This window comes from uncultured Veillonella sp. (assembly GCF_963522475.1).
GTDB lineage: Bacteria > Bacillota > Negativicutes > Veillonellales > Veillonellaceae > Veillonella.
Genome location: NZ_CAUQYW010000017.1, coordinates 1 through 25,363, shown reverse-complemented (window position 1 = coordinate 25,363; position 25,363 = coordinate 1). Strand labels below are relative to the sequence as shown.

Here is a 25,363-nt window from a genome sequence, read left to right as displayed (position 1 = left end):
GCTTACACATCAATCTTCAATATATACAACACGACCCTTTATTATGAGCTTATCTTCACAAAATAGCCGTAACGCTTCTTTATACGTTTTATGTTCAATAGGTAATAATCTATCGCTCAAGGTGTCCTCTGTATCATTTGGTAATACAGGAACCGTATTCTGCATAATGATAGGTCCCGTATCCATTCCTGCATCAACAAAGTGTACCGTGCACCCTGTAATTTTTACACCTCCATCAATGGCTTGTTGATGACCATGAAGACCTGGGAAAGATGGCAATAATGCAGGATGAATATTTAATATTTTATGCTCATAGCGTTCAATGAGCTGAGAACCCACTATACGCATATAGCCAGCTAAAATAATACCATCTACCGTATAAGGCTCTAATGCATCTAATTGAGCTTGTTCAAAGCTAGCTTTTGAATCATAGTCGCTACGTTCGATAACAACGAGTGGAATATTCCAAAATTTAGATCGTTCCACAATTCCAGCATCTCCGTGATCTGTAATAATGACTACAAATTCACCATTAATATAGCCTTCTTGCATGGCCTTATACAGTGCTTCACCATTAGAACCACGACCACTGGCAAAGAGGGCTAATCTCTTTTTAGAATTACGCATCAAACTCAGCCCCTTTAAGGACAACAGGACCATCACCACTTACAATGCGGCCAATTTCATATACTCTTTCACCACGACTAGAAAGGTTTTCTTTAACCGTTTCTACATCCTTTTGATCAACGATAAGAATCATACCAATGCCCATGTTGAAAGTACGATACATTTCAGGCCAAGCCACATTGCCCCATTCTTGTAGTTTTGTAAATACAGGAAGTCGTGGCCATGTAGTTACGTCTACCTCTGCAGTAACGCCTTTGGGCAATACACGGGGAATGTTTTCATAGAAGCCACCGCCGGTAATATGAACCATGCCTTTTACAAGCTGTTGTTCAATCAATGGCAATACAGCTTTAGGATATAAACGTGTAGGCGTCAATAATTCTTCGCCTAAGGTTTTACCAAATTCAGGAACGTCTGTATCAATAGATAATTGTTTATGATCGAATACAATTTTGCGAACCAAGGAGAAGCCATTGGAATGGACACCAGACGATGACAAACCTAAAATCACATCACCAGCTTTGATGCTTTCACCGGTAATCAATTTAGGACGATCAACGATACCAACTGCAAAACCAGCTACATCGTAATCATCGTTATCGTAGAAACCTGCCATTTCTGCAGTTTCGCCACCTAGCAAAGCGCAACCAGAGTCTTCACAAGCCTCTGCCACACCACGCACAATATCTGCTACTTTCACAGGATCAAGTTTACCAACTGCAATATAATCGAGGAAGAATAAAGGCGTTGCACCTTGCACAAGAATATCATTAACACTCATGGCTACGCAATCTTGGCCAATGGTATCATGCTTATCCATCATGATAGCTAAACGTAATTTGGTACCTACCCCATCTGTACCGGATACGAGCATAGGGTCAGACATAGAGTGACTAGCTAAGGAGTAGAGGCCCCCAAAACCACCTAAATCACCTACAACACCAGGGGTATAGGTGCGTTTTACGGATTCTTTCATCAATTCGACGGCACGATTGCCTGCATCGATATCAACACCTGCATCGCGATAGGTTAAACTAGTTTTATTCGAGCACATATTTGACCCCTTCCTCTTGTTCCGCAGGAACCTCTACACTGTAATCACCATTAAAGCAAGCAAAACATAAATCATTTGGCTCTACATCAGATATAGCACGGCATAAGCCTTCACGAGATAAATAATGTAATTTGTCGGCATGAATATAGTTTTTAATTTCGTCTACTGTATGTGTAGCCGCGATGAGTTCTTTACGAACCGATGTATCAATACCATAGTGGCAAGAATACTCAATTGTTGGGGAGCTAACGCACATATAAACCTCTTTAGCGCCTGCTTCTTTTAGCATCTTAACAATGATGCCACTTGTAGTACCTCGTACGATAGAATCATCAATGAGAACAATCCGTTTCCCACTCACCACATGAGGCAATACATTAAGCTTCATGCGAACTGCCAATTCCCGTTCCTCTTGATTTGGTTTGATGAAGGTACGACCGCTATAGCGATTTTTTACTAAACCTTCTGCAAAAGGAATACCTGATGCACTAGCATAGCCTAATGCAGCAGTTGTACCAGAATCAGGAATAGACATAACAATATCTGCATCGTATTTCGTTTCATTATATAACTCACGGCCCATATTTAGACGAGCTTGGTAAACTGATTGACCATCAATATGACTATCACCACGGGCAAAATAGATATATTCAAAAACACAAAGTTTTTTGTCAATTTTTTCTGGTTTTGCATAAATTGTGCTACGCACACCTGAGTCATCGATAATTACCATTTCTCCGGGATCTATATAACGAATAAACTCAGCCTTAATCGCATCAAAAGCACAGCTTTCACTTGAAAGTACATAACCATTTTTAGTTTTACCTAAACAGAGAGGTCTAAACCCTTGTGGATCACGCACACCTACTAAGGAGTCATTCGTAGTAATAACAAGAGAAAAAGCCCCTTCAATTTGACGTGCCGCATCGGCAATGCGTTTCTCTTGTGTCTCAGCTTTAGAGCGAGCAATGAGGTTTACGATTACCTCAGAATCCATGGTTGTTTGGAATATAGACCCATCCGCTTCAAGTCGTTTACGAATAGCCAAAGCATTCGTCAAATTACCGTTGTGAGCTACTGCAATTTGCCCATCTTGATAGTGAATTACCAAAGGTTGAATATTACGTGGATTATTGGACCCTGTTGTGGAATACCGTACATGACCAGCCCCCATATAGCTTGGTAAAGATGGCAGTGCTTTTATGGACTCAGTTAACAAGCCCATACCTTTTTTCAATTCTACATCATGACCATCTGTAACGGCAATGCCCGCGCTTTCTTGGCCACGATGCTGGAGTGCAAAGAGCCCCCAATATACGTAGCGTGCTACATCAACGGTTCTATCATAAACACCAAATACACCACACTCTTCATGCCATTTATCAAAAACAGGATCGTAGTTCATTGTGCCCCCTTAGGCCCGTTCGCCAGTAAGACGGAATAACATTTCCTTGTACGCTTCTTCAATATTGCCAAGATCTCGACGGAAACGGTCTTTATCGAGTTTTTCACCTGTTGTAGCATCCCAGAAACGGCATGTATCAGGAGAGATTTCATCGCCTAATAATACTTCACCATTATGTGTACCAAATTCTAATTTAAAATCTACAAGAGTTACATTTTTTGTAGCTAAGAATTTTTTCAAAATATCGTTTACTTTTAATGTAATAGTAGAAATTACATCAAGTTGTTCTTGAGTAGCCCAACCAAGTGCTGTAATTTGGGATTCATTAGCAAATGGATCACCTAATTCATCATTTTTGTAGCAGAATTCAAGGATTGGATGTTTAAGAGGAGTACCTTCTGCAATGCCAAAGCGTTTAGCCATAGAACCAGCTGCAATGTTACGAACGATAACTTCTAGAGGAACGATATCCAAAGTAAGTACTGTTTGATTACGATCATCTTCGCGACGAATAAAGTGGGTGGGTACCCCTTCTTTTTTCAACAATTCAAAGAAGAAAGAAGAAATCTTATTATTCAATACCCCTTTTCCAAGGATAGTATCATGTTTTTCACCGTTAAATGCAGTAGCATCATCTTTGTAATGAACGATGTACTCATCTTTGTTATTTGTTTGATACACTTGTTTTGCTTTACCTTCGTACAACAATGTTAATTTTTCTAAGTCGATGTTAGCCATGATGTATCTCCTTTATATAAAAAAATAAAACAAATATATAATGAATATCTAATAAGACTAAAACAATTAATGTTTTAACCAATAAAATAATCCGTAATGAGTTCAGTGATTATAGTTGAATAGCCCCTTGTAATTCCGCATTATCTGCTAAAACTTTTTCAGCCATATCTTTACGATACTGTACATATTGTTCTTTCAATTCTTTGTCAAAAGCTGCTCCAATTTGTACTGCAAATAAAGCCGCATTTTTTGCTCCATCTACAGCCATTGTAGCTACTGGCATACCAGATGGCATTTGAACAATAGCAAGCAAGGAATCGATACCTTTTAACGCTGTTGCATTAAGTGGAATCCCAATAACAGGTACTGTTGTAAAGCTCGCTACTACGCCAGGTAGATGAGCAGCCGCACCGGCACCAGCGATAAAAGCGATGGCCCCTTCTGCTTCAAGTCTTGTAACAAAGTTTTTTACAGCTTCAGGTGTACGATGAGCTGAAGCGATTACCATTTCATAAGGAATTTTGAATTCATCAAGTACGGCAGATGCCTTTTTCATTGTGTCTAGGTCAGACTTGCTGCCCATAATAATACCGACCTTCATAGATCCTCCTAATAAAAAAGCCCAGCCGAAACAGACTGGGTCAAATGTGCACAAATAGCCTCCGTAGACTTGCTTTTAATTTGTTGATGTACATAGTTCACGGCGCTACCTCCTTCTTGTACACAAATTGTAACACCTAATATTTACAAAATCAACATTATTTTCGAATATTATTCAATTAATTATTTTTATTATTCGTTATATTCCGAATAATTTGATAGTATTCTATTTAATTATATTGATGTTATTCAAAATACTCAAATGCATCCATACGCTTCTTATCACAACGATATACGTACTACCCTCCCCATTATTTTATAGTATTAATATGTATTTTCAGAAAAGTAAAAAGAGGCTACCCTATCAATTAAGATAGGGTAGCCTCTTTTATTAAAATCCGAACATTACACCACTTAATCTGTATTTGTTATTAATTAGTGTGTACCACTTTCAAAAGCAGCTTTGAACTCACCTACAGATTCAGGAACATAGTCTACGATAGAAGACATCAACGCGTACATCAGTGCAGGTTCAAAAGCATCATCGCCACACATGTATACACAATCTAAGTATAGACTAGAATCTTGTTCATCAATATATAATTTATAGTTTTTGTATGTCGCATTATCCCGATTGATTAAGGAATTTAGAGCACTCATGTTTTGAGCTGTTACCTTATCGGGACCAATTACTAGACGAATAACACTATAAATACTGTTATCAAGAATTACAAATAACGGCATATCCCATAATGGAGATTTGATGTAAGAACGATATACAACTGTACCATCTTCATCAGCAAAATCTTTACGTTCAAAGGATGTGATTTCTTCGTCTTTTAAAAACTTATCGAATAATAACGCTTTAGGATTCATAACAACCTCTATTAAGCTAAACCAGCAACTTTTAGAATACCTTTATGTACAGCATCTAAGTGTGGTTGAACTACTTCAAGCAATAAATTTACTACTACAGTAGGATCAAATTGCTCTGTTAAACCAGGAACAGACACATCCATATAGATGTTATTATCTTCATTGCTTACATAATATTTAGACACTTTATAATCTTGATTCAATGTGTTAAGTTCTTTTAACACAGCAGGGATCACTTTTTCATCAATAGATGTTGTTGTGATAGCTATACGTGCATAGGAGAATGCAGAATCATCCACAACAATGAATACAGGCAAGCTATGCTCATGAACATCCAAACGGCCGTGGTAAACGACTGTATGAAGGTCATCTGTCATTTCTTCCTTTGTAAACCAAGAGTTCCCACCTTTATTAAGGTCAGCAATGAGTAAATCAAATTTTTCTGCTTTTTGATTCATAATTTCCTCTACCAATAATTAGACTATTAGTCTTCGATAAACACACAACCATTATCTTTAAATTCTTTAATACGAACTAAAGACTCAACACGATAACCTGCATTTTCAAGGCGTTCACGACCAGGTTGGAAGGATTTTTCGATAGCGATTGCCATACCTACCACTTCATCACCTGCGTCTTCTACCAATTTAGCAAGGCCCATAGCAGCTTCACCAGATGCCAAGAAGTCATCGATAATCAATACTTTTTCACCAGCTGGCAAGAATTTTTTAGAAATAGTAATATCGTAGTTTTCTTCTTTTGTATAAGAGTACACAACACTATGATATACATCATCAACCATAAGAATGGATTTTTTCTTACGCGCAAATACTAATGGCACATCAAGTTCAAGCGCAGCCATCAATGCCAACGCAATACCGGATGCCTCTATAGTAACAATACGTTGTACACCTGCATCACGATAACGATCTGCAATTTCTTTACCAATTGCTTTAAACAAGTGTGGATCGATTTGATGATTCAAAAAACCATCTACTTTTAGCACGCGATTATTGAGGACAATCCCCTCTTCACGAATGCGTTGTTTTAATAATTCCATGTGCTCATACCTCCGCAGCATAACTATCTTTAAATTTTAACGTAAATAACCCCTTAGGGTCAACCTATATCAAGAGAAGCCTAAAATATAAAAAGACACACTTTTGAAAAATATCCTAAAGTGTGTCTCATTATTATAAAACCTTATCGCGAGTACTTTCACGGTTAACAAGCAAGGATGTAAATCGTGCAGCCCCTTCAGATTGAGGTACCAAACGAGAACGTACAAGTACAATATCACGTGTAGGCACAGGAATATCTGTATCAATACGTACAATAGAACCCTCTTGTATTTTTTGTTGAACTACATGATTTGGTAACATAGAAATCCCCATGTTAATTTCTACTAGATCAAGTAAAACATCGACACTACCAAGTTCGAACCGTGGCTTGCGACATGCACCATGAGTTACTTCATCAAAGAATGTACGACTTGCAGAGCCTTTATGTAATAGCAAAATAGGCTCATTCAAAAGACGCCCTTGGTCAAAGAATCCTGCCCCTTTGTAATCAGGCCCACCAACAAATACATCTTGAATTGTAGCCAATGTAGTGACCTCCAATTGAGGGTTATCGCGTAAACCTTCATAATCATTGACCACTGCTAGCTGCGCTTCTTTATTAAGTACTAACTCTACGCAATCAGGGGATGGACGATTAATAATATGCAATCCTATTTCACTTTCTTGCAATTGCCATTTATGAAAATAAGGCAATAAGAAATGGCGACATAGTGTATCTGTAGCAGCAAGATTTAAACTTTCATAAGCTTGACTCACCCGTTCTTGTAATTGAGTAACGCCATTGTCAAGAATGGAAAAGGCCTTAGCTACCGTATCAAATAACTCCTTACCTTCCGGCGTGAACCCTACAGATTTTGTAGTACGCACAAAAAGAGGCATATTAAGCTCACCTTCTAATTGCTTAATACTTTGGCTGATAGCGGATTGAGAAACGCCTAACTCTTTTGCTGCACGAGAAAAGGATAAATATAAGCCTACGCCTAAAAAGGTTCTATATAAATCTGCCGATACTGCCATTTTATTCACCTCTGTTATATACTAATAGTGATATCTTACTTTAAATATACATATTATTTACTATATTATAATTATAAACTCTCAATATATACTATATTATAATTATAAACTCTCAATATATAATGAATATGTAGAAATCTTCATGAAAGTTAGGTCTTATGACCTTCATGAATCCTTCATATTTATTAGTATTTCTAATCTTTTAATAAGTAAGATTACCTTTACTTATAAGTCTAGACCGACTATACTTAATTTGTCAATATCCCACAGGGAATTATATACATTACAGGAGGCTACAATGGCTATACAACGATTATTCGTAACAAAACGAGAATCTTTCAACCAAGAAGCACAACGCATGTTGCAGACCTTACAACAGGAACTATCTATGCCCGCTACAGGGGTAACCATCTATAAGCGCTATGATATCGAACATGTAGATGCAAAAGATTTAGAGGCTGCAAAAAACCTTATTTTCTCTGAACCTCCTGTAGATATAGTATTAGAAGAAATTCCGACTGTACAAGGTTTCATATTCGCCGTTGAATATATACCAGGACAATACGATCAACGTGCTGATAGTGCTGAGCAATGTATTTCTATGCTAACCCTTACATCCGGACATATTGTTTGCTGTGCCCGTGTATACGCTATTGAAGGTACTTTCACAAAAGAACAAGAAAATAGTATCAAAAAATACTACATCAACTCCGTTGATTCCCGTGAAGCTAGCCTTGAATTACCTAGCACTTTATCTCTCGATTTAGAGGACCCAAAACCAGTGACAACAATTGATGGCTTTACTATAATGAGCGATGCTGATTTAGAAGGACTCATCAAAAATTATGGTCTTGCTATGACCTTGGCAGACCTTCAAATGATTAGACAACAATATGCAGAGGTAGAACACCGAGATCCTACGATTACAGAAATTCGCCTCTTCGATACATATTGGTCCGACCACTGCCGTCATACCACATTTATGACGGAATTAACGGATATCTCCATTGAAGCTAGCCGCTTCACAGGCCCTATCGAAGAAGCCCTCGAAGAATACATGGAAGGTCGTGCTGAGCTTTATACAACTAAGAAAAAAGCTCGTTCCCTCATGGACATGGCTACACTAGCCGTAAAAGAATTGCGCCATGCTGGTGGTTTAACAAATCTCGATGAATCCGATGAAATCAATGCATGTACTATTATCGTTCCTGTAGATGTAGACGGCAAAACAGAAGAATGGTTGTTATTATTCAAAAATGAAACCCATAACCATCCTACTGAAATCGAACCATTCGGCGGTGCTGCTACCTGCTTAGGCGGTTGTATCCGCGATCCATTGAGCGGCCGCGCCTATGTATACCAAGCAATGCGTATCACCGGCTCTGGCGATCCACATACGAGCCTCGAAGATACATTAGAAGGTAAATTACCACAAAAGAAAATCACTCAAGAAGCAGCTCGTGGCTATTCATCTTACGGCAATCAAATCGGTCTTGCTACAGGTGAAGTAAAAGAATATTACCATCCTGGTTATGTAGCTAAACGCATGGAAATAGGCGCTGTTATCGGTGCAGCCCCACGCAACCAAGTACGCCGTGAGGTACCCGTTCCAGGTGATGTTGTAGTATTACTTGGCGGCAAAACAGGTCGCGATGGCTGTGGTGGTGCTACAGGTTCTTCTAAAGAACATACGGTAGAATCCCTTTCCACCTGCGGCGCAGAGGTACAAAAAGGCAATGCCCTTACTGAACGAAAAATTCAACGCCTCTTCCGTCGTGGTGAAGTGACTACACTTATCAAACGTTGTAATGACTTTGGTGCAGGCGGTGTCTCTGTTGCTATCGGTGAATTAACAGATGGCGTAACAATCAACCTCGATTTAGTGCCTAAAAAATATACTGGCCTCGACGGTACAGAATTGGCAATTTCTGAATCTCAAGAACGTATGGCCTGCGTTATCTCCGCTTCTGATGTAGATGCATTCAAAGCATTCTGCGACGAAGAAAACTTAGAATGTACAGTTGTTGCAGATGTAACTGATACAAATCGTCTAATCATGAACTGGAATGGCGAAACAATCGTAGATATCAGCCGCGACTTCTTAAATACAAATGGTGCAAGTCAACAACAAGAAGCTATTGTAACAGCTCCAGCGGATCACTCATATTTCTTACGTGGCTCTTCTAGTGCAGAGAACTTCAAAGAAAAATGGCTTGCAGCCGTATCCGATTTAAATACAGCCTCTCAACAAGGCTTAGCAGAGCGCTTTGATAGTACAGTTGGTGCTAATACAGTACTTATGCCATTCGGCGGTAAATTCCAAAAGACACCTACTCAAGGTATGGTTGCAAAATTACCTGTATTAAACGGTGAAACTACTACTGCTAGTATCATGACACATGGCTTTGTACCAGAATTATCTGCTTGGAGTCCATACCACGGTGCACAATATGCAGTGCTATTATCTGTTGCTAAATTAGTAGCCCTTGGTGGTCGCCGTGAAGATGCATACTTAACATTACAAGAGTACTTTGAACATCTCAACTCTAAAGAATCTTGGGGTAAACCTGTAGCCGCACTTCTCGGTGCCTATAAAGCTCAAAAAGAACTTGAAATTGGTGCTATTGGCGGCAAAGATTCTATGAGCGGTACATTTATGGACCTTACAGTTCCTCCTACCCTCGTATCTTTCGCAGTGGGAACAGCTCATGTAGATAACATTGTGAGTCAAGACCTTAAAGGCGTAGACCATCGCCTCGTATTCTTCGATGTACCTCGCATGTACGATGATACGCCTGATTGGGATCGTTTCAAGGAAAACTGTGAAGTATTACAAGAACAAATTGAAAAAGGTCGCGTATACTCTGCTTATGTGGTTGACCAAGGTGGTATTCCTGAAGCAGTCACAAAAATGGCTCTTGGTAACAATATCGGTGTTAAATTCGATAAATATGCTGAACGTGCAATCTTCCAACCAGCTCTTGGTGCATTTATCGTAGAGGTAGACATTAAAGCTGTTAACTATCTCTTAGAATTACCCGGCCTAAAAGTAATTGGTGTAACCCAAGCAAATCCTATTATTGAATGGGCTGACCAATCCGTATCCCTTAAGGAAATTCAAGCAGCTTATGAAGCTCCTCTTAATAATATATTCCCTATGTATGCACCAAATGGCGTCGGTGAAGCCGTAGCATACATTCATGATCAACACGCTAAACCTCGCAGTACATCTCTAGGTGCTAAACCTAAAGTTCTCATTCCTGTATTCCCTGGTACAAACTGTGAATTTGATTCTGCTCGTGCTTTTGAAAGAGCTGGTGCAGAAACAGATATCGTAGTCATCAAAAACCAAACACCAGAACAATTAAAAGAATCTATTGATGTAATAAAAGCTAAACTAGCAGAATCTCAAATTCTTATGTTCCCTGGTGGCTTCAGCGCTGGTGATGAACCAGATGGCTCTGGTAAATTCATGGCTACCCTCTTCCGCAACCCGTACCTTGCAGAAGGCCTAGAAAATCTATTATACAAACAAGATGGTCTTGTACTTGGTATTTGCAATGGTTTCCAGGCGCTTATCAAATTAGGCTTATTGCCAGGTGGTCATATTGAAACCTTAACTGCTGACCATCCTACTTTGACATACAACACGATTGGTCGTCACTTATCTCGCATGGTTAATACTAAAGTTATTTCTACTAAATCCCCTTGGATGAGTGATGCTAAAGCAGGCGAAATCTACACTGTACCAATTTCTCACGGTGAAGGTCGCTTCATTGCTTCTCCTCAACAAGTATTGGAATTCAATAAAACTGGTCAAATCGCTACACAATATGTGGACTTTGATGATATTGCATCCATGGATAGCCGCTTTAATCCAAATCAATCTGTAGCTGCTATTGAAGGTATTTATAGTCCTGATGGTCGCGTATTTGGTAAAATGGCCCACTCCGAACGCTGTGGTGCTGGTGTTAGTAAGAACATTCCTGGCCAATTAGAAATGCCAATCTTTACATCTGGTGTAAAATACTTTAAATAATTTCTATACTTTCAGGTGAAAGCCTACTCCTAAGAGTAGGCTTTTCCATATTGATTTTTTTCGAAAATATTAGTATTATAAGTTGATGATATATTTACAAACATAAAAATTCGTATAAACCTATACATAACAAATATGAGTTAAGAAAGGATTTTATTATGCATTGTGCTCAGAAAATGACCCATAATATCTACTGGATTGGTAGTAATGACTGGACCACAGAACGTTTTGAAAACTTATTCCCTATTCCAAATGGTGTTAGCTATAACAGCTATTTCATCGACGATGAAAAAACTTGTGTTGTAGACTCTGTTGATGCAGAAATTCGCGAAGAATACTTCGATAACTTGACTTACTTATTGAACGGTCGTGATCTCGATTACATCGTCGTTAACCACATGGAACCAGATCATTGCCAAACATTGTTAGAAACATTAGAGCGCTATCCAAACTGTAAAATGGTTGGTAATGCTACAACATTCCGCATGTTTGAACAATTCTACAATACTCCAAAACCTGACCAATATTACACAGTTAAAGAGGGCGATGAAATTTGTCTAGGTAAACATACTCTTGTTTCCTACACTATGCCGATGGTTCACTGGCCAGAAGTAACTTGTACATTTGAAAAATCTACTGGTACATTGTTCTCCGCAGATGCTTTTGGTACATTCGGAACCGTTAACGGCAATATCTTTGCAGACCAAACTGATTACGTTGCTACATACGAAGAAGAAGCTCGTCGTTACTATACAAACATCGTTGGTAAATACGGTCCTCAAGTACAAAATGCAATCCGCAAAGTTTCTGGTCTTGATATTAAACGCATTGCTCCACTTCATGGTCCAATCTGGCGTACACCTGAATCTATCGATTATATCTTGCATAAATACTTGCACTGGTCTAGCTACACAGCTGAGCAAAAAGGTGTTGTTATCGCCTTCGGTTCTATGTATGGTAACACTCGTGACATTGCACAACAATTAGCTAAACAATTATCAAAACGTGGCATTACAGATATCAAAATCTACGATGTTTCCAAAACTAATGCTTCCTACATCATCTCTGATGCTTGGAAATACACTAACTTAGTAACAATCGCACCTACTTATAATTTAAACCTATACCTTACTATGGAAAACTTCATTCATGAATTGAAAGCTCTTAACTTCCAAAACCATAAGGTATCTATCATCGGTAATCACTCTTGGGCATCTGCTGCAATGAAAACAATGGTTGCTCACTTCGAAAACGACTTCAAAGACATTGAAATCGTATCAGAACCACTTGATATTAAATCCTCTTTAAAAGCAGAAGATCTTCCAAAAATCGAAAAAATGGCAGACGATATCAAAGCATCCATCGATGCAGCTGAAATCAAAGAAGTATTATAATACTAACACTAAAAGCCGCCTAAAAAGGCGGCTTTTTCTTATACTTTAAAACTCTTATGAAAGTCTAAGATTTTCACTATTTTTTGCTTGACATAAATCTAACTTTTTCATATACTATACAAGTACCTGTTAGACAACAGAATACATGGAGAGGTGTCCGAGCGGCTGAAGGAGCATGATTGGAAATCATGTGTGCGGTTATACCGTACCCAGGGTTCAAATCCCTGTCTCTCCGCCATAGTAAAAGCAGTGCTTATGCACTGCTTTTTTTATTATCCAAAAAGGCTATTCCTATGTAACGGGAATAGCCTTTCTATTTACTCACTAATTATTTATGAATTTTTTTAGCAATATCACCAATGATTTCAGGTGTTGTTCGGCAGCACCCACCTATAATATTAGCACCCGCCTCGCGCCATGCATCTACATAATCAACGAAGGATCCAGGATCACCATACCAAGTTTTAGTTTCACTATCATAGCTTTCACCAAGATTAGGATATACAGCAATCGGTTTATCAGTGACTGTACGAATATCCTTAACTAAGGACTCTACATATTCTGGCTTGGTGCAATTGATACCGAGACCAGTTATAGGACGAACCTTATCGATCATTTCCGCACATTTAATGATAGTTTCCCCACTAGAAACATGATGTTCATCCTTACAAGAGAAAGCAATCCAACCAGGAATTCCTCTCGATGTATATGGATCAGACATAGCTCGAGCAATAGCAATGGCTTCATCATAAGACGGTATTGTTTCAAAAGATAGTATATCAGGATTTTCTTCACAGAATAAGGCTAGGCGAGGAATATGGAACACCTCGAGGTACTCAGTTTGCACATCAGGATAGCCACGATATTCAGATCCATCCGCCAAAAAAGCTCCGTATGGGCCTACAGAGGCCGCTACTAATGGTTTAGGCAATGCCCCTTCAGAAAAGTATCTAACTCCATCTGGAGTTTCTTCGCCCAGTGTAATACCACGCAATGTAAGTGCCCCACTCGCCTTTGCCTCTACAAATTCGTTGCGAGCTTGTACTGCTAGACGAACAGATAATTTAACAAGCTCGATGGCTTCTTCTGTACCAAATCCTAATCCTTTAAAACCGGCTACTGTTGCTTGATAACCAGAGCTTTGAATAATATCTGCTCCAGCCGCTAGGTAGGAGATATGTATTTTCTTGATGATATATGGCTGATCCATAAGAACCTTGGCAGACCACAACTTATGTTGTAGATCGCAACCGTAACGTTCTAATTCTGATCCTAATCCACCATCTAAAACGAGGGTGCCCTTCTCTTTAATTATATCTAAAAATGCTCTACGTTTAGCCATCATATCACCCATTCTATACTACCTCATACCTTTTGAGGTTTACTAAACGTATTATAACAAATAATACGTTATAGTTCTATCTACAAACTATTTTAAATCCTCTGCTGGTGGCTCCTTACCAAACCATTTTTTATAAATCTCAGCATACTTACCATTTGCTTTAATTTTAGCTAATCCATCGTTAACTTTGTTAAGAAGCTCTGTATTTCCCTTCTTCACAGCAATACCAAGTGGTGCCGCATCATAGTCCTCTCCAGTAACCTTTGCGATACCTTTCCCCTTACTGTTAACATAATATTCGTTTACTGGCGTATCGTTAATAACTACATCTACACCACGGTTTTGTAATTCTAAAAAGGCATCAACGATAAGGTTGAATTGACGCACATCTGCATTTGGTATCTTGCTAGCAATTTCTGCCCCTGTAGACCCGATAGATACACCAATACGTTTTCCTTCTAAATCCTTAAAGCTATTGATATTGGTATTATCGATATTTACTACAAGTCCATTACCTGCAATATAGTATGGTTTACTAAAATCAACAGACTTAGCTCGTTCTTCGGAAATAGTCATATCCGAAATCGCAATATCGATAGTATTACTTTGTAATGCTGGTAAAAGCGCATCAAAGTTCAAATTTTGAATATCTGCTTCAATACCTTCTTCTTTTGCAATAGCATTGATAATATCAACATCAAATCCAGCTAATTTGCCACTATCCTTATCTTTAAATCCAAATGGTGCATAGGTTGCATCAGTACCAACACGCCACGTTTTTTGACTCGTACCTGTATTGCCACAACCAGCGATAAACAAGCTGCTAGCAATGGTAAAAGCCCCTAGAAGAGCTGCTATTTTCTTAAATTTCATAATTGACCTTACTCTAACCTTACAGTTCTATGTAAAGTTTTCTTTCTATATACGAATGAACATATCTATACTTACATTATGAGTATAATAAAAATAATACCTATAAAGGTATTCTATTATAATCATAACATTCGATATAGTTAGGGTCAATTAATCCGACTATATCAATAGGTATTATATTAATATAGTTTTTAGTTATACCGAAGAAATTATTAATAGATATAGCAATAAAACTAGAATTAATAATAAAAAGACCGCCTTTACCAAGAAAACAAAAACTCAGTAAAGGCGGTCATACCTAGAGTGGAGAATTCTTAACAATTTTTAATCAAACAAAATACTCACATTCTTAAGGATATATCTTATTCTTTATTTAGCTTTTTTAGCTTTTACGTACATAGCCACTTTGTACAAGAATACACAGAGTAACAAGTACATTACAATACTGAGGTATGTTGCTTCCGGTGTTTCAACCCAGTCTTGAGCGAATACATCAACACCTGCAATACGAAGTACGGCACTGAATAAAGAACCAATAGCACCACCAGCTACTAGACCAGATGCAATTGTGCTACCTTTGGAGAAGCGAAGATCTGCTAATTCTTTATCTTTTGTACTATTTTGTACGAAGTACGCAATCAAACCACCGATAAGTAATGGTGTGTTGATTTCCATTGGCAAGTATGTACCAAGAGCAAATGCCAATGGTGGAACTTTCACCATCCATAAGATGATTGCAAATAATGCACCAGCCATGTATAAAGGCCATTGAGCACTACCGCCAGTCATCATAGGTTCGATAATGGCAGCCATAGCGTTTGCTTGTGGAGCATTTAATGCATGATCTCCTACGAAGCCATATGCATCGTTCAAGAGAATCATAACGCCTACAGAAAGTACGGCACAAAGAATGGTACCAACAATTTGCCATTGTTCCATTTTCTTAGGTGTAGCACCTGTCATATGCGCTACCTTAAGTTCAGACATGAAGTTACCAGACATACCGATGGTTGTACCGATGAAGGAAGCCATCATTAGGACTGCAATCATACCTACTTTACCAGTCATACCTGCAGCTGTTAAGCATACAGCGGAGATGATAATCATGAAGATTGTCATACCAGATACTGGTTCTGTACCTGTATAAGCAATGGAGCTGATACCTACTACAGATAATAAGAAGGACATAATTAGAACGATTAAGAATGCTACGATTGTTTGGGAGAAGCTTTCAGCATACATAAAGTGGAAATATGCTGCAAATAGAACTGTACACAATAAGATGCCAGCGCCAATCCAAGATGTAGGAACGTCGCGTTGTGTACGAAGCAAGTTAACATCAACAGTTTTGGAACTGAAAATATCAAGTACTGCATTTTTAACAACACTAGCTACTACCTTAGACATATTGAGCAAGCCGATGATACCTGCCATAGCAAGCATACCGATACCAATATGACGAACATAGTCTAAGAATACTTTGCGAATAGGAGCTTCTGCAAGTGGAACTGCATGCCCATTGATTTGCATGATGTGTTCCGGAGCTAAATAGTATACGATTGGAATACATACGAACCAAGAGAAGAAAGAACCAGCTGCGATAATAGCCGCATACCGTAATCCTGTGAAATACCCAAGGCCAAGCAACGCAGCATCTGTATCTACAGCAGCATTTAACTTAGTCGAATCAGCAAGAGCAGAACCCCATTTAAATGCTGTTGTACGGATAACCTCTTCCCACCAACCAAGGCTGTTAAGAATGAAGTCATATACAAGAGCAATAAGACCAGAACCAAGCATGAGTTTCGCTTTACTACCTTCATTACTCATTAGTACTTCAGCAGCAGCACGACCACTTGGGAACGGATACACATAGTGCATTTCCTCGACAAAGTAGCGACGGAACATAACGCATAATAGAACACCAAGTACGCCACCAAGGATAATAGGAATCGCCATTTGTACAAAGGTTACATCCGTAACATTCCAAATGTATAGAGCTGGTAAGAAGAACATCGCGCCTGCTAATGTGTTCGTACTAGAACTAGCGATAGCCTGAATGTGAACTGTTTCAGCAAAAGCATTTTGTCGTTTCAAAATAACTGCTGTACCCATAGCCAGTACAGATACTGGAGCAAAAGCATCTACAGTTTGACCAATTTTCAAACATAAATACCCTACAGCCAGTGTGAAAATTGCCGCATAGAATAGGCCCCAGAACACTACATATGAGTTAATCTCTACGTAATCCTTCTTAGGATCTAATACAGGTTCTACGGGCGGGATAGAACGAGTTGCGTCCGACATGGTAAAACCTCCTTATAAAAATATAAAAACGTATAACTATTCACCTTTATACTAACATGGCCCTATATATGGTTCAACGACTTTCTATGCTCTATGCGAATAAAATATGACACCTTCCATACATATTAATTTTGCATTTTCATCGTCCCTGTTCTACAATGAAAGTATATTAAGAATCTTTATTATATACAGTTTTTACACAAGTTTATATAACATTTATATTTACTGACGAGGAGGATTATTATGGACTCAATAGTTGAACGTTTTGTTCGTTATACAAGTATAAATACACGATCTAATGAGGAAAGTACAACAATCCCTAGTACTCAAACACAAGTAGACTTTGCTACTAATGTGCTCGTTCCTGATTTGAAAGCAATCGGTTTAGATGAAGTTATTTACAACCGTGAAAATGGTTTTGTTATTGGCACATTAAATGCTAATACAGATGAAAAAGCACCTGCTATTGGCTTTATCGCTCATATGGATACAGCTGATTACAACGCAGAAAATATTAAACCTCGCATCGTTGAAAACTATGATGGTAGCGATATTTGCCTCAACGAAGAGCATCAAATCTACACACGTCGTGCAGATTTCCCTAATTTAAAGAACTATATTGGTAAATCCTTGGTAGTAACCGACGGTCTTACACTACTAGGCGGTGACGACAAAGCTGGCATCTGCGAAATCATGGAAGCCATCGCCTACCTCGTAGCTCATCCAGAAATCAAGCACGGTAAAATCATGTGTGCCTTTGGCCCAGATGAAGAAATCGGTACCGGTGCAGATCACTTTGATGTAAAACAATTTCCTGTTGATTTTGCTTATACTATTGATGGTGAAAGCCTAGGACAACTTGAATATGAAACATTCAATGCTGCTGGCGGCACTGTTACATTAAAAGGTGTATCCGTTCATACAGGCACTGCAAAAGGCATTATGATTAACTGTGCTAAATTAGCAATGCAATTTGATGCCCTATTACCAGGTGCTGCTGTTCCTGAGCATACATGTGGTCGTCAAGGTTTCTTTATGCTCATGAGCATGGAAACACAAGTAGACACAGGTAAAATGAACTACATTATTCGCGATCATGACAAAGAATTGTTTGAAGCGAAAAAATCATTCTTCTTACAAGCAGGTCAAACATTAAACGAAATTTATGGACGCGAAGTATGTGAAGTATCTGTAAAAGATCAATATTACAATATGTACGATATCATCAAAGACAATATGGACTGCGTTAATATAGCTAAAGCAGCTATGGAGAAAGCGGGTATCACTCCTATTTGTGACCCTATCCGCGGCGGTACAGATGGCTCTAAAATTTCCTTCATGGGCATTCCTACCCCTAATATCTTTACTGGCGTAGAAAACCTACATGGTCGTCATGAATTCGCTTGTATAGATGATATGAAAAAAGCCGTAGAAGTTATCATAAACATCGTTAATATTGAGAAATAATAGATTACCATGTAACTGCTCATGCACCTATACTACTAGATGACATTTGAAGGATATGTAAATACCAAACTAGTATTCTAGAACACAATGGAATTCTAAGATACCTTAACACCAAAAAAGGACTATACGAGATATCTCGTATAGTCCTTTTAATTTAGTCGTAAAATCTACCTGCTAGAACCAGTCTGAATTCACCAACATCATAACTTACATTCTATACAAGTTTACCATTACGTTTACGGTTTTTAATTTGTTCTTCTTCAGCACGTGCTTTTAAGGAAAGATCTTTTTCAGTTCCTACATAACGACCATAAAGCAAGTAATAAGCAACTAGTGCAAGAAGTGCTACTACAACAGTAACATGGAACATGCTGGAATAACCTACTACCTCTTTAACAGCACCTAAAATATATGGTCCAAAGCCTAATCCCATATCCAAAGCGATGAAGTACGTAGATGTAGCAACACCAATACGGTGAACAGGTACAATTTTAACGGTAACGGCTTGACCATTAGACATAAATGTACCATAACCAAGACCTACAAACACAGCAGATAAAAGTATAAGCCATGTAGAGTGCGCAATAGATAATAAGAAAATACCAATAGCTAAAGATACAAAACAAGGGTAAAGAACAAAATTTTCCCCTTTCATATCAAACAAAATACCAAGTAATGGTCTTGTTATAGTAATAACTACAGCATATACAACAAAGAAGAATGTCCCTGCCAAAATAAGGTCTAAGTCTTTTGTATAGGCCGCCATAAAGCCGATAACACCAGAGTATGCAAAACCCACAAGTATAGATACGAGAGTAATAGAGTTCATGCGTGGTTCAATATAATCAGAAACTTTAAAGCCCTTATGTTCTTCAGCATCAATATCAAGCTTAGGTTCATTAAATTTCATAATAACAGAACCAATACCACAAAGAATGATAAGTGCAACGCAGAATGCGATAATAAAATCATAACCAAGACTATGAAGCATTAAAATCCCTAAGAAAGGACCTACTGCAGCAGCTAAAGAAGTAGACAAACCATAGTAGTTGATCCCTTCACCACGGCGTGACATCGGAATAATAGCCGCTACAATTGTACTTGTAGCTGTAGATGTAATACCATAAGCAAAACCATTTATGAAACGAACACTATCAAGCATCAATAAATTAGGTGTATAGAAATACATGGCTGTTGAAACTAAATAGATCAATAAACCAAGGTACAACATCTTACGACAGCCTAAAACACTAATAAACCGTCCTGCTAACAAACGGGCTACAACGGTACCAATAATATAAATACCAACAGCCAAGCCAGCTTGACTCGCTGAAGCATGAAGATTATCCTTTGCTACTACTGCAATAATAACTATTAGTAAGTAATAAATCAAAAATACTAAGAAATTAATCAAAGTATCAAGAACAAATGATTTTGTCCACAAGGCCTCTTTTGCCTTATCCATAGTATCAACTCCATTTTCTTAAACTATTGTCAACCACTTGCAACAACGGTTAATTATAAACCTCTCACTCTAAAAATCAAGAATTAAAATATTATATATCTTATTACTTTTATTTATAACGAATTTTGTATAATCAATTACTATATAGTTATTTTCATTTTTATAATTCATATTAATTTTCGATAATAAAAACACCTTTGATGTTATATATTACGTCATAAAAGATACAATATAGCACCAAAGGTGTTACGTATAGATATTTAGTTAATCACTGACCTATATAGTTTACTAATCTAATTAACTCACTTATCAAAGAAGCTCACGCATCTAGATTACTTTGTCTGTAAACCACAAGCCTTAAAAAATTCCTTATAAGCTTCAGCCTTTTTCACAAGACTCAATGGATACGCACGAGATGTAGATGGCAATCGGGTTAACGTCAATTCACGACCATTAAATACAAAAGGAATTGTTTCCCCTGTTTTAGGTAATTTAACCTTTTCGGGTAATAAACTCAACAAAATTTCTGTCGCCTTACCACCTGTTGTACCAATATGTTTACATTGTGGAATTTGCTCCAACACATCTGCAAGCGGTACAGGTTCAACAACCTTAAGAAATGCATCTGATGCATTTCCTTTTTCGCGTATTGCTTTCAACACAGTAGGACAAGAAGCAATCCCCTTTTCAGATAAGAACGCTTTAATCTTATCCGCATCAAAGGCTTTTTCCTCTCCTTTTCTAAAGTGTTCCTTATCGTCAAAGAATACTAAACCATATACACGCCACATGTCATTTTGAAAGTTAGGATAATGGAATTCCATAGATCGCTTTTCGGAAGTTGGTGGGAATGTCCCCATCATCATCACCGTCGTATTCTTTGGTAAGAACGGTGGAAATGGTCTCGTTTCAATTGTTTCTGCCACAGAGCATCAACTCCTTTCACAATCTAGTATGAACTCAACTTTCAGCACAATATATGAACTATATCACATATTTAAATTCTATTAGATACTAGATGAAACACTAAGAATATTAATCAATAAAGAAATAACTAGACTACTTATCCTTATTGAACAATTGGTTGAGAAACTAAAGTGTTAATATGATCAAAACCAACCGGTATTGGAGATACGAGATACAAGCATACAACAGCTGCTACAGCAAAACCAATAGCTAAGTAGGAGAAGCTGCCATTACGTGGAAACTCATACAAACCAAAGAGACGAATACCAATAGCCGCACCAATAGCGGTGATCAAGGATGGTATAGAGAAGATATTGTAAAAACCGAATACCACCATAAGGCCTGCGTAACCACCTACCACTGTAATCATCGGTAGCATACGATCCATTGGATTGGGAATAGAACGTGTAAGCGCTGCTGGATAGTAAGATGCTTCTACACCAAACATACCCAAGAACAAGTTAAAGTCAGCCCAAATTGTTTCCCATGCATTTCTAAAGGAATCTCGATGGTTACCTACATACCATGCAAAGCCTGTAATAATTAAAATAGCTAAGCCTGCGCAGATGAAATAGTATTCACTAGGAATTTTAGGGCCCACATAAGCGCCTACAGCCGTTACAACAGCACTCAAAACAGATGTAACAATAACGCGGTGTAAACAAGGACGTTTATTTTCAGGAATGCGTTTATATACTGTTGCCAATAGCTCTAATACAAAGCAAGCCATAAAGACTGCAATACCCGCAGCCGGTGCAAAGAAGGCCGTAACAATAGTCAAAATAAAGGGAATGCACAATCGCCATTTAGGGAATAATATAAGATCTTTATAATCTAAACGAACATCCTGTGTCTCCATTGTAAAGTTGTTGTACACTACAAAGAGTAACATAAACGCAATAACATCAACGGCATTAGCACCCCAAATCAATAACGTAGGTACTATAATCATCGACAAGGCCACCCCAGATACACGAGATAAACCTGCGGCTACTATGCCAAGTAAGAAAAACGGTATTAAAGCAGATAAAATTTCAAGCATAATATTCCTCCCATCATTATATAAATTTAAGTATATAGTATCTACTTCACCACATCAAGGAGAGATATAGTTTTTCATAGCTAACCGCCTTCTCACAGCAGATGTTGAGCACCCTAGCATCTGTGCAATTTTGGCAACACCATACCCTTGAGCACGCAATCTTCTTATTTTATTGTCATCTAATTTCAAAGTATTAGAACGAATTTCTATGCCTTGTTCACGTAAATACATAGCTACCGTAGATCCACGAGCTCCATAAGCCAAACCTATATCATCAGTACTCATATGATGATGAACATATAAATAGGCCATCTCCTCTACCTTATGAGATGTTTGTGATTTAGTAATCGTACACACCCCCATATGCCTCAATACATGATGTACTTTCCATTGCGATATACCGTACATTTGTGCAATAGACTTAGACGTGTTTCCACTTGTATAAGCCCTACAAATACGTATAGGATCGATAGCCACATTCTTTGTTGATTTCTGACAAGCTAATCCATATTCCTTCATACGATTTGCCATTGTTGTAACAGATACATCATAACGCTTTGCTAGAGAATGGAGTGACCATTTACCAGTTTCATATAACGCTTGTACATGGACCATATTAATCTCTTTCTTTAAGGGTCTTCGCTCAATATCGTACTCTTTCATACGTCTCATAATAGTATCCACACTACACTGAAAATACTCTGCCAAATCGCGAATACTCCACTGTTTTTCTACATATAATTGTTCTAATAACTGTCTAGGTATAACGCGCACATTACGATACATAATATCACCTCTCCTTATGGACAAACTCCCTTCTCTATTATTGTGAAAGCTCCATCAAGAAAAGACAATACAAAAGAGGTTCCTAATAGTCACATAGGTGACCAATAGGAACCTCTTTCCATATGTAATTATATGCACCACATACGATAGATATAATTTTAGTTGCTATCACAATATTCGGGCATAAACCATTCATATTCTATGGCCTAACAACCTCCTAGTGGAGCTTATTGTTATTAGTATCCTGATTAGCGATATCTCCGTTCTAGAGCTTTAGGCTTGCCTAAAATGATAGACCACTTCATCCCTTCTTTTAAGGCATGATTGGCTTTTCGACTGCGAGTTGATGCTACAGCTGGTGTCTTTGTAACTCCTACATTCTCAAGAAGAACTCGCCCCTCTTTAGAGACTTTATCACGCTTAAACTCAGCTAATCGCTCGTTTAAGGAAGGACCTGTAACAGATTCGTGAGCCGAGCGAGTCATATTAGTACTAGCGCTAGTTGATTTACTTGATGTACTCTTTGGTGAAATATCAGCACCTTGTTTTTTTGTAGCCTCTTCATCGTAACGATGATTAGAAGATAAAACTGTCTTAAAATCCTCAGGCGAAGGTTCTATAGGCTTTTTCTCTATGGAGATACCATATTCACGTTCCATATCCTCCCAAGTCTGACCTGAACTTTCATGGTCCTCATACTCTTCAGACTCTTCAGTATTCTTGCTTTTTATAATAGAAAAAGCAATGTACGCGATGATAGCTAGAACAAATATCGGATTATTCGAAAAGATGGATAGCACGGAAGACAAAATAGAGTCCATAGCTACTCCTATTCACTATCTGCTAAGTTTTCACGCATTTTAGTGTCTGCAATAATATTGTTCATATTGTAGTAATCCATAACACCAAGATTACCGCTTCTGAAAGCCTCTGCCAATGCTTTAGGAACTTCAGCTTGTGCTTCCACAACCTTAGCTTGCATGTCTTGTGTTTTCGCACGCATTTCTTGTTCTGTAGCAACAGCCATTGCACGGCGTTCTTCCGCACGAGCTTGAGCGATTTTCTTATCCGCTTCCGCTTGATCTGTTTGCAATTGAGCACCGATGTTACGTCCTACGTCTACGTCAGCAATATCGATAGACAAGATTTCGAATGCAGTACCCGCATCAAGACCTTTACCCAATACAGTACGAGAGATATGATCTGGATTTTCTAGTACATCTGTGTGCTCTTCAGAGGAACCTACAGTTGTTACAATACCTTCACCAACGCGGGCGATAATAGTAGCTTCACCAGCACCACCAACGAGGCGATCAATATTAGCACGTACAGTTACACGAGCACGAACCTTGAGTTCGATACCGTTTTTCGCTACTGCAGAGATAATTGGTGTTTCAATCACTTTAGGATTAACAGACATTTGTACCGCTTCCAATACATCGCGACCTGCAAGGTCGATAGCTGCAGAACGTTCAAATGTCAAAGGAATAGATGCGCGCTCAGCGGCGATTAACGCATCTACGACGCGGTCAACGTCACCACCTGCAAGGTAATGAGCTTCTAGCTGATTTACACTAACATCAAGGCCCGCTTTATTAGCTTTGATCAAAGGCATTACGATTTGGGATGGATTTACACGGCGCAAGCGCATACCTACGAGTGTAAAGATACCAACATTAACGCCCGCTGCAAGAGCAGATACCCAAAGGCCTAATGGCACAATATACAAGAACACCATAATCCCAATCAGTAGAATGGGAATCAAAATTAAAATACCTACATCCATAATAACCTCCATTATAAACGACGATATGATGAAAGCTTAATCACGCTTTCTAACTATATTGCGGCCGCCTACAACACGAAGCACCACAATAGGTGAACCGGCATCGATGAAGTCCCCTTCGGTCACAACATCAACCAAATTACCATCAATTTTAGCAATACCTGCAGGGCGCAGTGTAGTATGAGCTACGCCTTCTTTACCGACTAAATCATCTAATACATCATTAGATACATAGCCAGCTTTTGTTGTAGATCGTTGCCCTAAAGTAAACAATTTGCCTATCCAAGTCTTTTCAAAGTGATTAAAGAACACTATGATAAGGACAATTAACAAGGCTGTTAATCCTAGTACGGTATACAATGCTGTCGTTCCCTCCCCAAGGGCTACATATACGCCCCAAAGAAAGGTACAATAACCAATGAGTCCCAAAATACCACCCGGAACAACGAGTTCTACCGCCATCAGGGCGATCCCTATAGCCATCCAAATTAAAAACT

22 protein-coding genes and 1 tRNA gene are annotated in these 25,363 nt (G+C 38.4%); 4 read left to right on the top strand and 19 right to left on the bottom strand.

Annotated features, from left to right (window positions below):
• Positions 1-9 precede the first annotated feature (9 nt).
• The 9 genes from purN to RWP19_RS08545 all read right to left on the bottom strand — a co-directional run bounded on the left by purN (position 10) and on the right by RWP19_RS08545 (position 7,399).
• A complete protein-coding gene (purN, locus tag RWP19_RS08585; RefSeq protein ID WP_314357320.1) occupies positions 10-627 on the bottom strand; it encodes a phosphoribosylglycinamide formyltransferase in 618 nt (205 codons plus the stop codon).
• Positions 620-1,681 carry a phosphoribosylformylglycinamidine cyclo-ligase gene (gene purM, locus RWP19_RS08580; protein WP_314357319.1) on the bottom strand — a complete coding sequence of 354 codons (1,062 nt, stop codon included), beginning with the start codon at positions 1,679-1,681 and terminating at the stop codon, positions 620-622. Before purM ends, purN begins: the two co-directional genes overlap by 8 nt.
• On the bottom strand, positions 1,668-3,086 hold the full coding sequence (purF, locus tag RWP19_RS08575; protein ID WP_314357318.1) for an amidophosphoribosyltransferase: 1,419 nt from the start codon (positions 3,084-3,086) through the stop codon (positions 1,668-1,670). The genes purM and purF overlap by 14 nt, the downstream gene beginning before the upstream one ends.
• 9 nt (positions 3,087-3,095) lie before the next feature.
• The gene (gene purC, locus RWP19_RS08570) at positions 3,096-3,824 is read right to left on the bottom strand and encodes a phosphoribosylaminoimidazolesuccinocarboxamide synthase (protein ID WP_314357317.1); all 729 of its coding nucleotides are present in this window, start codon (positions 3,822-3,824) and stop codon (positions 3,096-3,098) included.
• Between the two features lie 109 nt (positions 3,825-3,933).
• Positions 3,934-4,425, bottom strand: coding sequence for a 5-(carboxyamino)imidazole ribonucleotide mutase (purE, locus tag RWP19_RS08565; RefSeq protein WP_295208982.1), 492 nt, complete (start codon positions 4,423-4,425; stop codon positions 3,934-3,936).
• Between the two features lie 434 nt (positions 4,426-4,859).
• On the bottom strand, positions 4,860-5,300 hold the full coding sequence (locus RWP19_RS08560) for a hypothetical protein (protein WP_295208980.1): 441 nt from the start codon (positions 5,298-5,300) through the stop codon (positions 4,860-4,862).
• A gap of 11 nt (positions 5,301-5,311) precedes the next feature.
• Positions 5,312-5,758: a hypothetical protein gene (locus RWP19_RS08555; protein ID WP_024064651.1), complete on the bottom strand. Its 447-nt coding sequence runs from the start codon at positions 5,756-5,758 to the stop codon at positions 5,312-5,314.
• Between the two features lie 26 nt (positions 5,759-5,784).
• The gene (locus RWP19_RS08550; RefSeq protein WP_295208977.1) at positions 5,785-6,360 is read right to left on the bottom strand and encodes a xanthine phosphoribosyltransferase; all 576 of its coding nucleotides are present in this window, start codon (positions 6,358-6,360) and stop codon (positions 5,785-5,787) included.
• 133 nt (positions 6,361-6,493) lie between these two features.
• The gene (locus RWP19_RS08545; RefSeq protein WP_295258831.1) at positions 6,494-7,399 is read right to left on the bottom strand and encodes a LysR family transcriptional regulator; all 906 of its coding nucleotides are present in this window, start codon (positions 7,397-7,399) and stop codon (positions 6,494-6,496) included.
• A 298-nt stretch (positions 7,400-7,697) separates the two neighbouring features.
• Between RWP19_RS08545 and RWP19_RS08540 the strand changes: the two genes are divergently transcribed.
• The 3 genes from RWP19_RS08540 to RWP19_RS08530 all read left to right on the top strand — a co-directional run bounded on the left by RWP19_RS08540 (position 7,698) and on the right by RWP19_RS08530 (position 13,070).
• Positions 7,698-11,438: a phosphoribosylformylglycinamidine synthase gene (locus tag RWP19_RS08540; RefSeq protein ID WP_314357316.1), complete on the top strand. Its 3,741-nt coding sequence runs from the start codon at positions 7,698-7,700 to the stop codon at positions 11,436-11,438.
• Between the two features lie 158 nt (positions 11,439-11,596).
• A complete protein-coding gene (locus tag RWP19_RS08535) occupies positions 11,597-12,832 on the top strand; it encodes an FprA family A-type flavoprotein (protein ID WP_295208972.1) in 1,236 nt (411 codons plus the stop codon).
• A 147-nt stretch (positions 12,833-12,979) separates the two neighbouring features.
• A tRNA-Ser gene (locus tag RWP19_RS08530) sits at positions 12,980-13,070 on the top strand.
• Positions 13,071-13,160: 90 nt separating this feature from the next.
• On the opposite strand, the gene mmuM is transcribed toward RWP19_RS08530, so the two are convergent.
• From mmuM to RWP19_RS08515, 3 genes are all read right to left on the bottom strand, one after another.
• The gene (gene mmuM, locus RWP19_RS08525) at positions 13,161-14,186 is read right to left on the bottom strand and encodes a homocysteine S-methyltransferase (protein ID WP_314357315.1); all 1,026 of its coding nucleotides are present in this window, start codon (positions 14,184-14,186) and stop codon (positions 13,161-13,163) included.
• A gap of 75 nt (positions 14,187-14,261) precedes the next feature.
• The gene (locus tag RWP19_RS08520; protein WP_295209572.1) at positions 14,262-15,047 is read right to left on the bottom strand and encodes a basic amino acid ABC transporter substrate-binding protein; all 786 of its coding nucleotides are present in this window, start codon (positions 15,045-15,047) and stop codon (positions 14,262-14,264) included.
• A 369-nt stretch (positions 15,048-15,416) separates the two neighbouring features.
• Complete coding sequence (locus RWP19_RS08515; RefSeq protein ID WP_314357314.1) at positions 15,417-17,354, bottom strand: OPT family oligopeptide transporter; 1,938 nt, start codon at positions 17,352-17,354, stop codon at positions 15,417-15,419.
• A gap of 243 nt (positions 17,355-17,597) precedes the next feature.
• On the opposite strand from RWP19_RS08515, the gene pepT reads away from it, so the two are divergent.
• Positions 17,598-18,821, top strand: coding sequence for a peptidase T (pepT, locus tag RWP19_RS08510; protein WP_314357312.1), 1,224 nt, complete (start codon positions 17,598-17,600; stop codon positions 18,819-18,821).
• A gap of 214 nt (positions 18,822-19,035) precedes the next feature.
• On the opposite strand, the gene RWP19_RS08505 is transcribed toward pepT, so the two are convergent.
• The 7 genes from RWP19_RS08505 to RWP19_RS08475 all read right to left on the bottom strand — a co-directional run.
• On the bottom strand, positions 19,036-20,286 hold the full coding sequence (locus RWP19_RS08505) for an MFS transporter (protein ID WP_295209565.1): 1,251 nt from the start codon (positions 20,284-20,286) through the stop codon (positions 19,036-19,038).
• Between the two features lie 332 nt (positions 20,287-20,618).
• A complete protein-coding gene (locus RWP19_RS08500; protein WP_314357311.1) occupies positions 20,619-21,212 on the bottom strand; it encodes a DNA glycosylase in 594 nt (197 codons plus the stop codon).
• A gap of 143 nt (positions 21,213-21,355) precedes the next feature.
• Positions 21,356-22,294 carry a hypothetical protein gene (locus RWP19_RS08495; RefSeq protein WP_314357310.1) on the bottom strand — a complete coding sequence of 313 codons (939 nt, stop codon included), beginning with the start codon at positions 22,292-22,294 and terminating at the stop codon, positions 21,356-21,358.
• Between the two features lie 54 nt (positions 22,295-22,348).
• Positions 22,349-23,080 carry a sortase gene (locus RWP19_RS08490; protein ID WP_314357309.1) on the bottom strand — a complete coding sequence of 244 codons (732 nt, stop codon included), beginning with the start codon at positions 23,078-23,080 and terminating at the stop codon, positions 22,349-22,351.
• Between the two features lie 248 nt (positions 23,081-23,328).
• Positions 23,329-23,901, bottom strand: a complete 573-nt coding sequence (locus RWP19_RS08485) for a hypothetical protein (RefSeq protein ID WP_314357308.1) — start codon at positions 23,899-23,901, stop codon at positions 23,329-23,331.
• An 8-nt stretch (positions 23,902-23,909) separates the two neighbouring features.
• A complete protein-coding gene (gene floA, locus RWP19_RS08480) occupies positions 23,910-24,866 on the bottom strand; it encodes a flotillin-like protein FloA (RefSeq protein WP_314357307.1) in 957 nt (318 codons plus the stop codon).
• A 36-nt stretch (positions 24,867-24,902) separates the two neighbouring features.
• The coding region (locus tag RWP19_RS08475; protein ID WP_314357305.1) for an NfeD family protein at positions 24,903-25,363 on the bottom strand (461 nt) is incomplete at its 5' end.

What these genes read in the sequence shown, in the direction of transcription:
- RWP19_RS08540 (WP_314357316.1), top strand. Translation starts at nt 7,698, where the DNA reads ATGGCTATACAACGATTATTCGTAACAAAACGAGAATCTTTCAACCAA.
- RWP19_RS08550 (WP_295208977.1), bottom strand. Translation starts at nt 6,360, where the DNA reads ATGGAATTATTAAAACAACGCATTCGTGAAGAGGGGATTGTCCTCAAT.
- purN (WP_314357320.1), bottom strand. Translation starts at nt 627, where the DNA reads ATGCGTAATTCTAAAAAGAGATTAGCCCTCTTTGCCAGTGGTCGTGGT.
- RWP19_RS08545 (WP_295258831.1), bottom strand. Translation starts at nt 7,399, where the DNA reads ATGGCAGTATCGGCAGATTTATATAGAACCTTTTTAGGCGTAGGCTTA.
- RWP19_RS08535 (WP_295208972.1), top strand. Translation starts at nt 11,597, where the DNA reads ATGCATTGTGCTCAGAAAATGACCCATAATATCTACTGGATTGGTAGT.
- mmuM (WP_314357315.1), bottom strand. Translation starts at nt 14,186, where the DNA reads ATGGGTGATATGATGGCTAAACGTAGAGCATTTTTAGATATAATTAAA.
- purC (WP_314357317.1), bottom strand. Translation starts at nt 3,824, where the DNA reads ATGGCTAACATCGACTTAGAAAAATTAACATTGTTGTACGAAGGTAAA.
- pepT (WP_314357312.1), top strand. Translation starts at nt 17,598, where the DNA reads ATGGACTCAATAGTTGAACGTTTTGTTCGTTATACAAGTATAAATACA.
- RWP19_RS08505 (WP_295209565.1), bottom strand. Translation starts at nt 20,286, where the DNA reads ATGGATAAGGCAAAAGAGGCCTTGTGGACAAAATCATTTGTTCTTGAT.
- purM (WP_314357319.1), bottom strand. Translation starts at nt 1,681, where the DNA reads ATGTGCTCGAATAAAACTAGTTTAACCTATCGCGATGCAGGTGTTGAT.
- floA (WP_314357307.1), bottom strand. Translation starts at nt 24,866, where the DNA reads ATGGATGTAGGTATTTTAATTTTGATTCCCATTCTACTGATTGGGATT.
- RWP19_RS08520 (WP_295209572.1), bottom strand. Translation starts at nt 15,047, where the DNA reads ATGAAATTTAAGAAAATAGCAGCTCTTCTAGGGGCTTTTACCATTGCT.
- purE (WP_295208982.1), bottom strand. Translation starts at nt 4,425, where the DNA reads ATGAAGGTCGGTATTATTATGGGCAGCAAGTCTGACCTAGACACAATG.
- RWP19_RS08490 (WP_314357309.1), bottom strand. Translation starts at nt 23,080, where the DNA reads ATGTATCGTAATGTGCGCGTTATACCTAGACAGTTATTAGAACAATTA.
- RWP19_RS08495 (WP_314357310.1), bottom strand. Translation starts at nt 22,294, where the DNA reads ATGCTTGAAATTTTATCTGCTTTAATACCGTTTTTCTTACTTGGCATA.
- RWP19_RS08485 (WP_314357308.1), bottom strand. Translation starts at nt 23,901, where the DNA reads ATGGACTCTATTTTGTCTTCCGTGCTATCCATCTTTTCGAATAATCCG.
- RWP19_RS08555 (WP_024064651.1), bottom strand. Translation starts at nt 5,758, where the DNA reads ATGAATCAAAAAGCAGAAAAATTTGATTTACTCATTGCTGACCTTAAT.
- RWP19_RS08515 (WP_314357314.1), bottom strand. Translation starts at nt 17,354, where the DNA reads ATGTCGGACGCAACTCGTTCTATCCCGCCCGTAGAACCTGTATTAGAT.
- RWP19_RS08560 (WP_295208980.1), bottom strand. Translation starts at nt 5,300, where the DNA reads ATGAATCCTAAAGCGTTATTATTCGATAAGTTTTTAAAAGACGAAGAA.
- purF (WP_314357318.1), bottom strand. Translation starts at nt 3,086, where the DNA reads ATGAACTACGATCCTGTTTTTGATAAATGGCATGAAGAGTGTGGTGTA.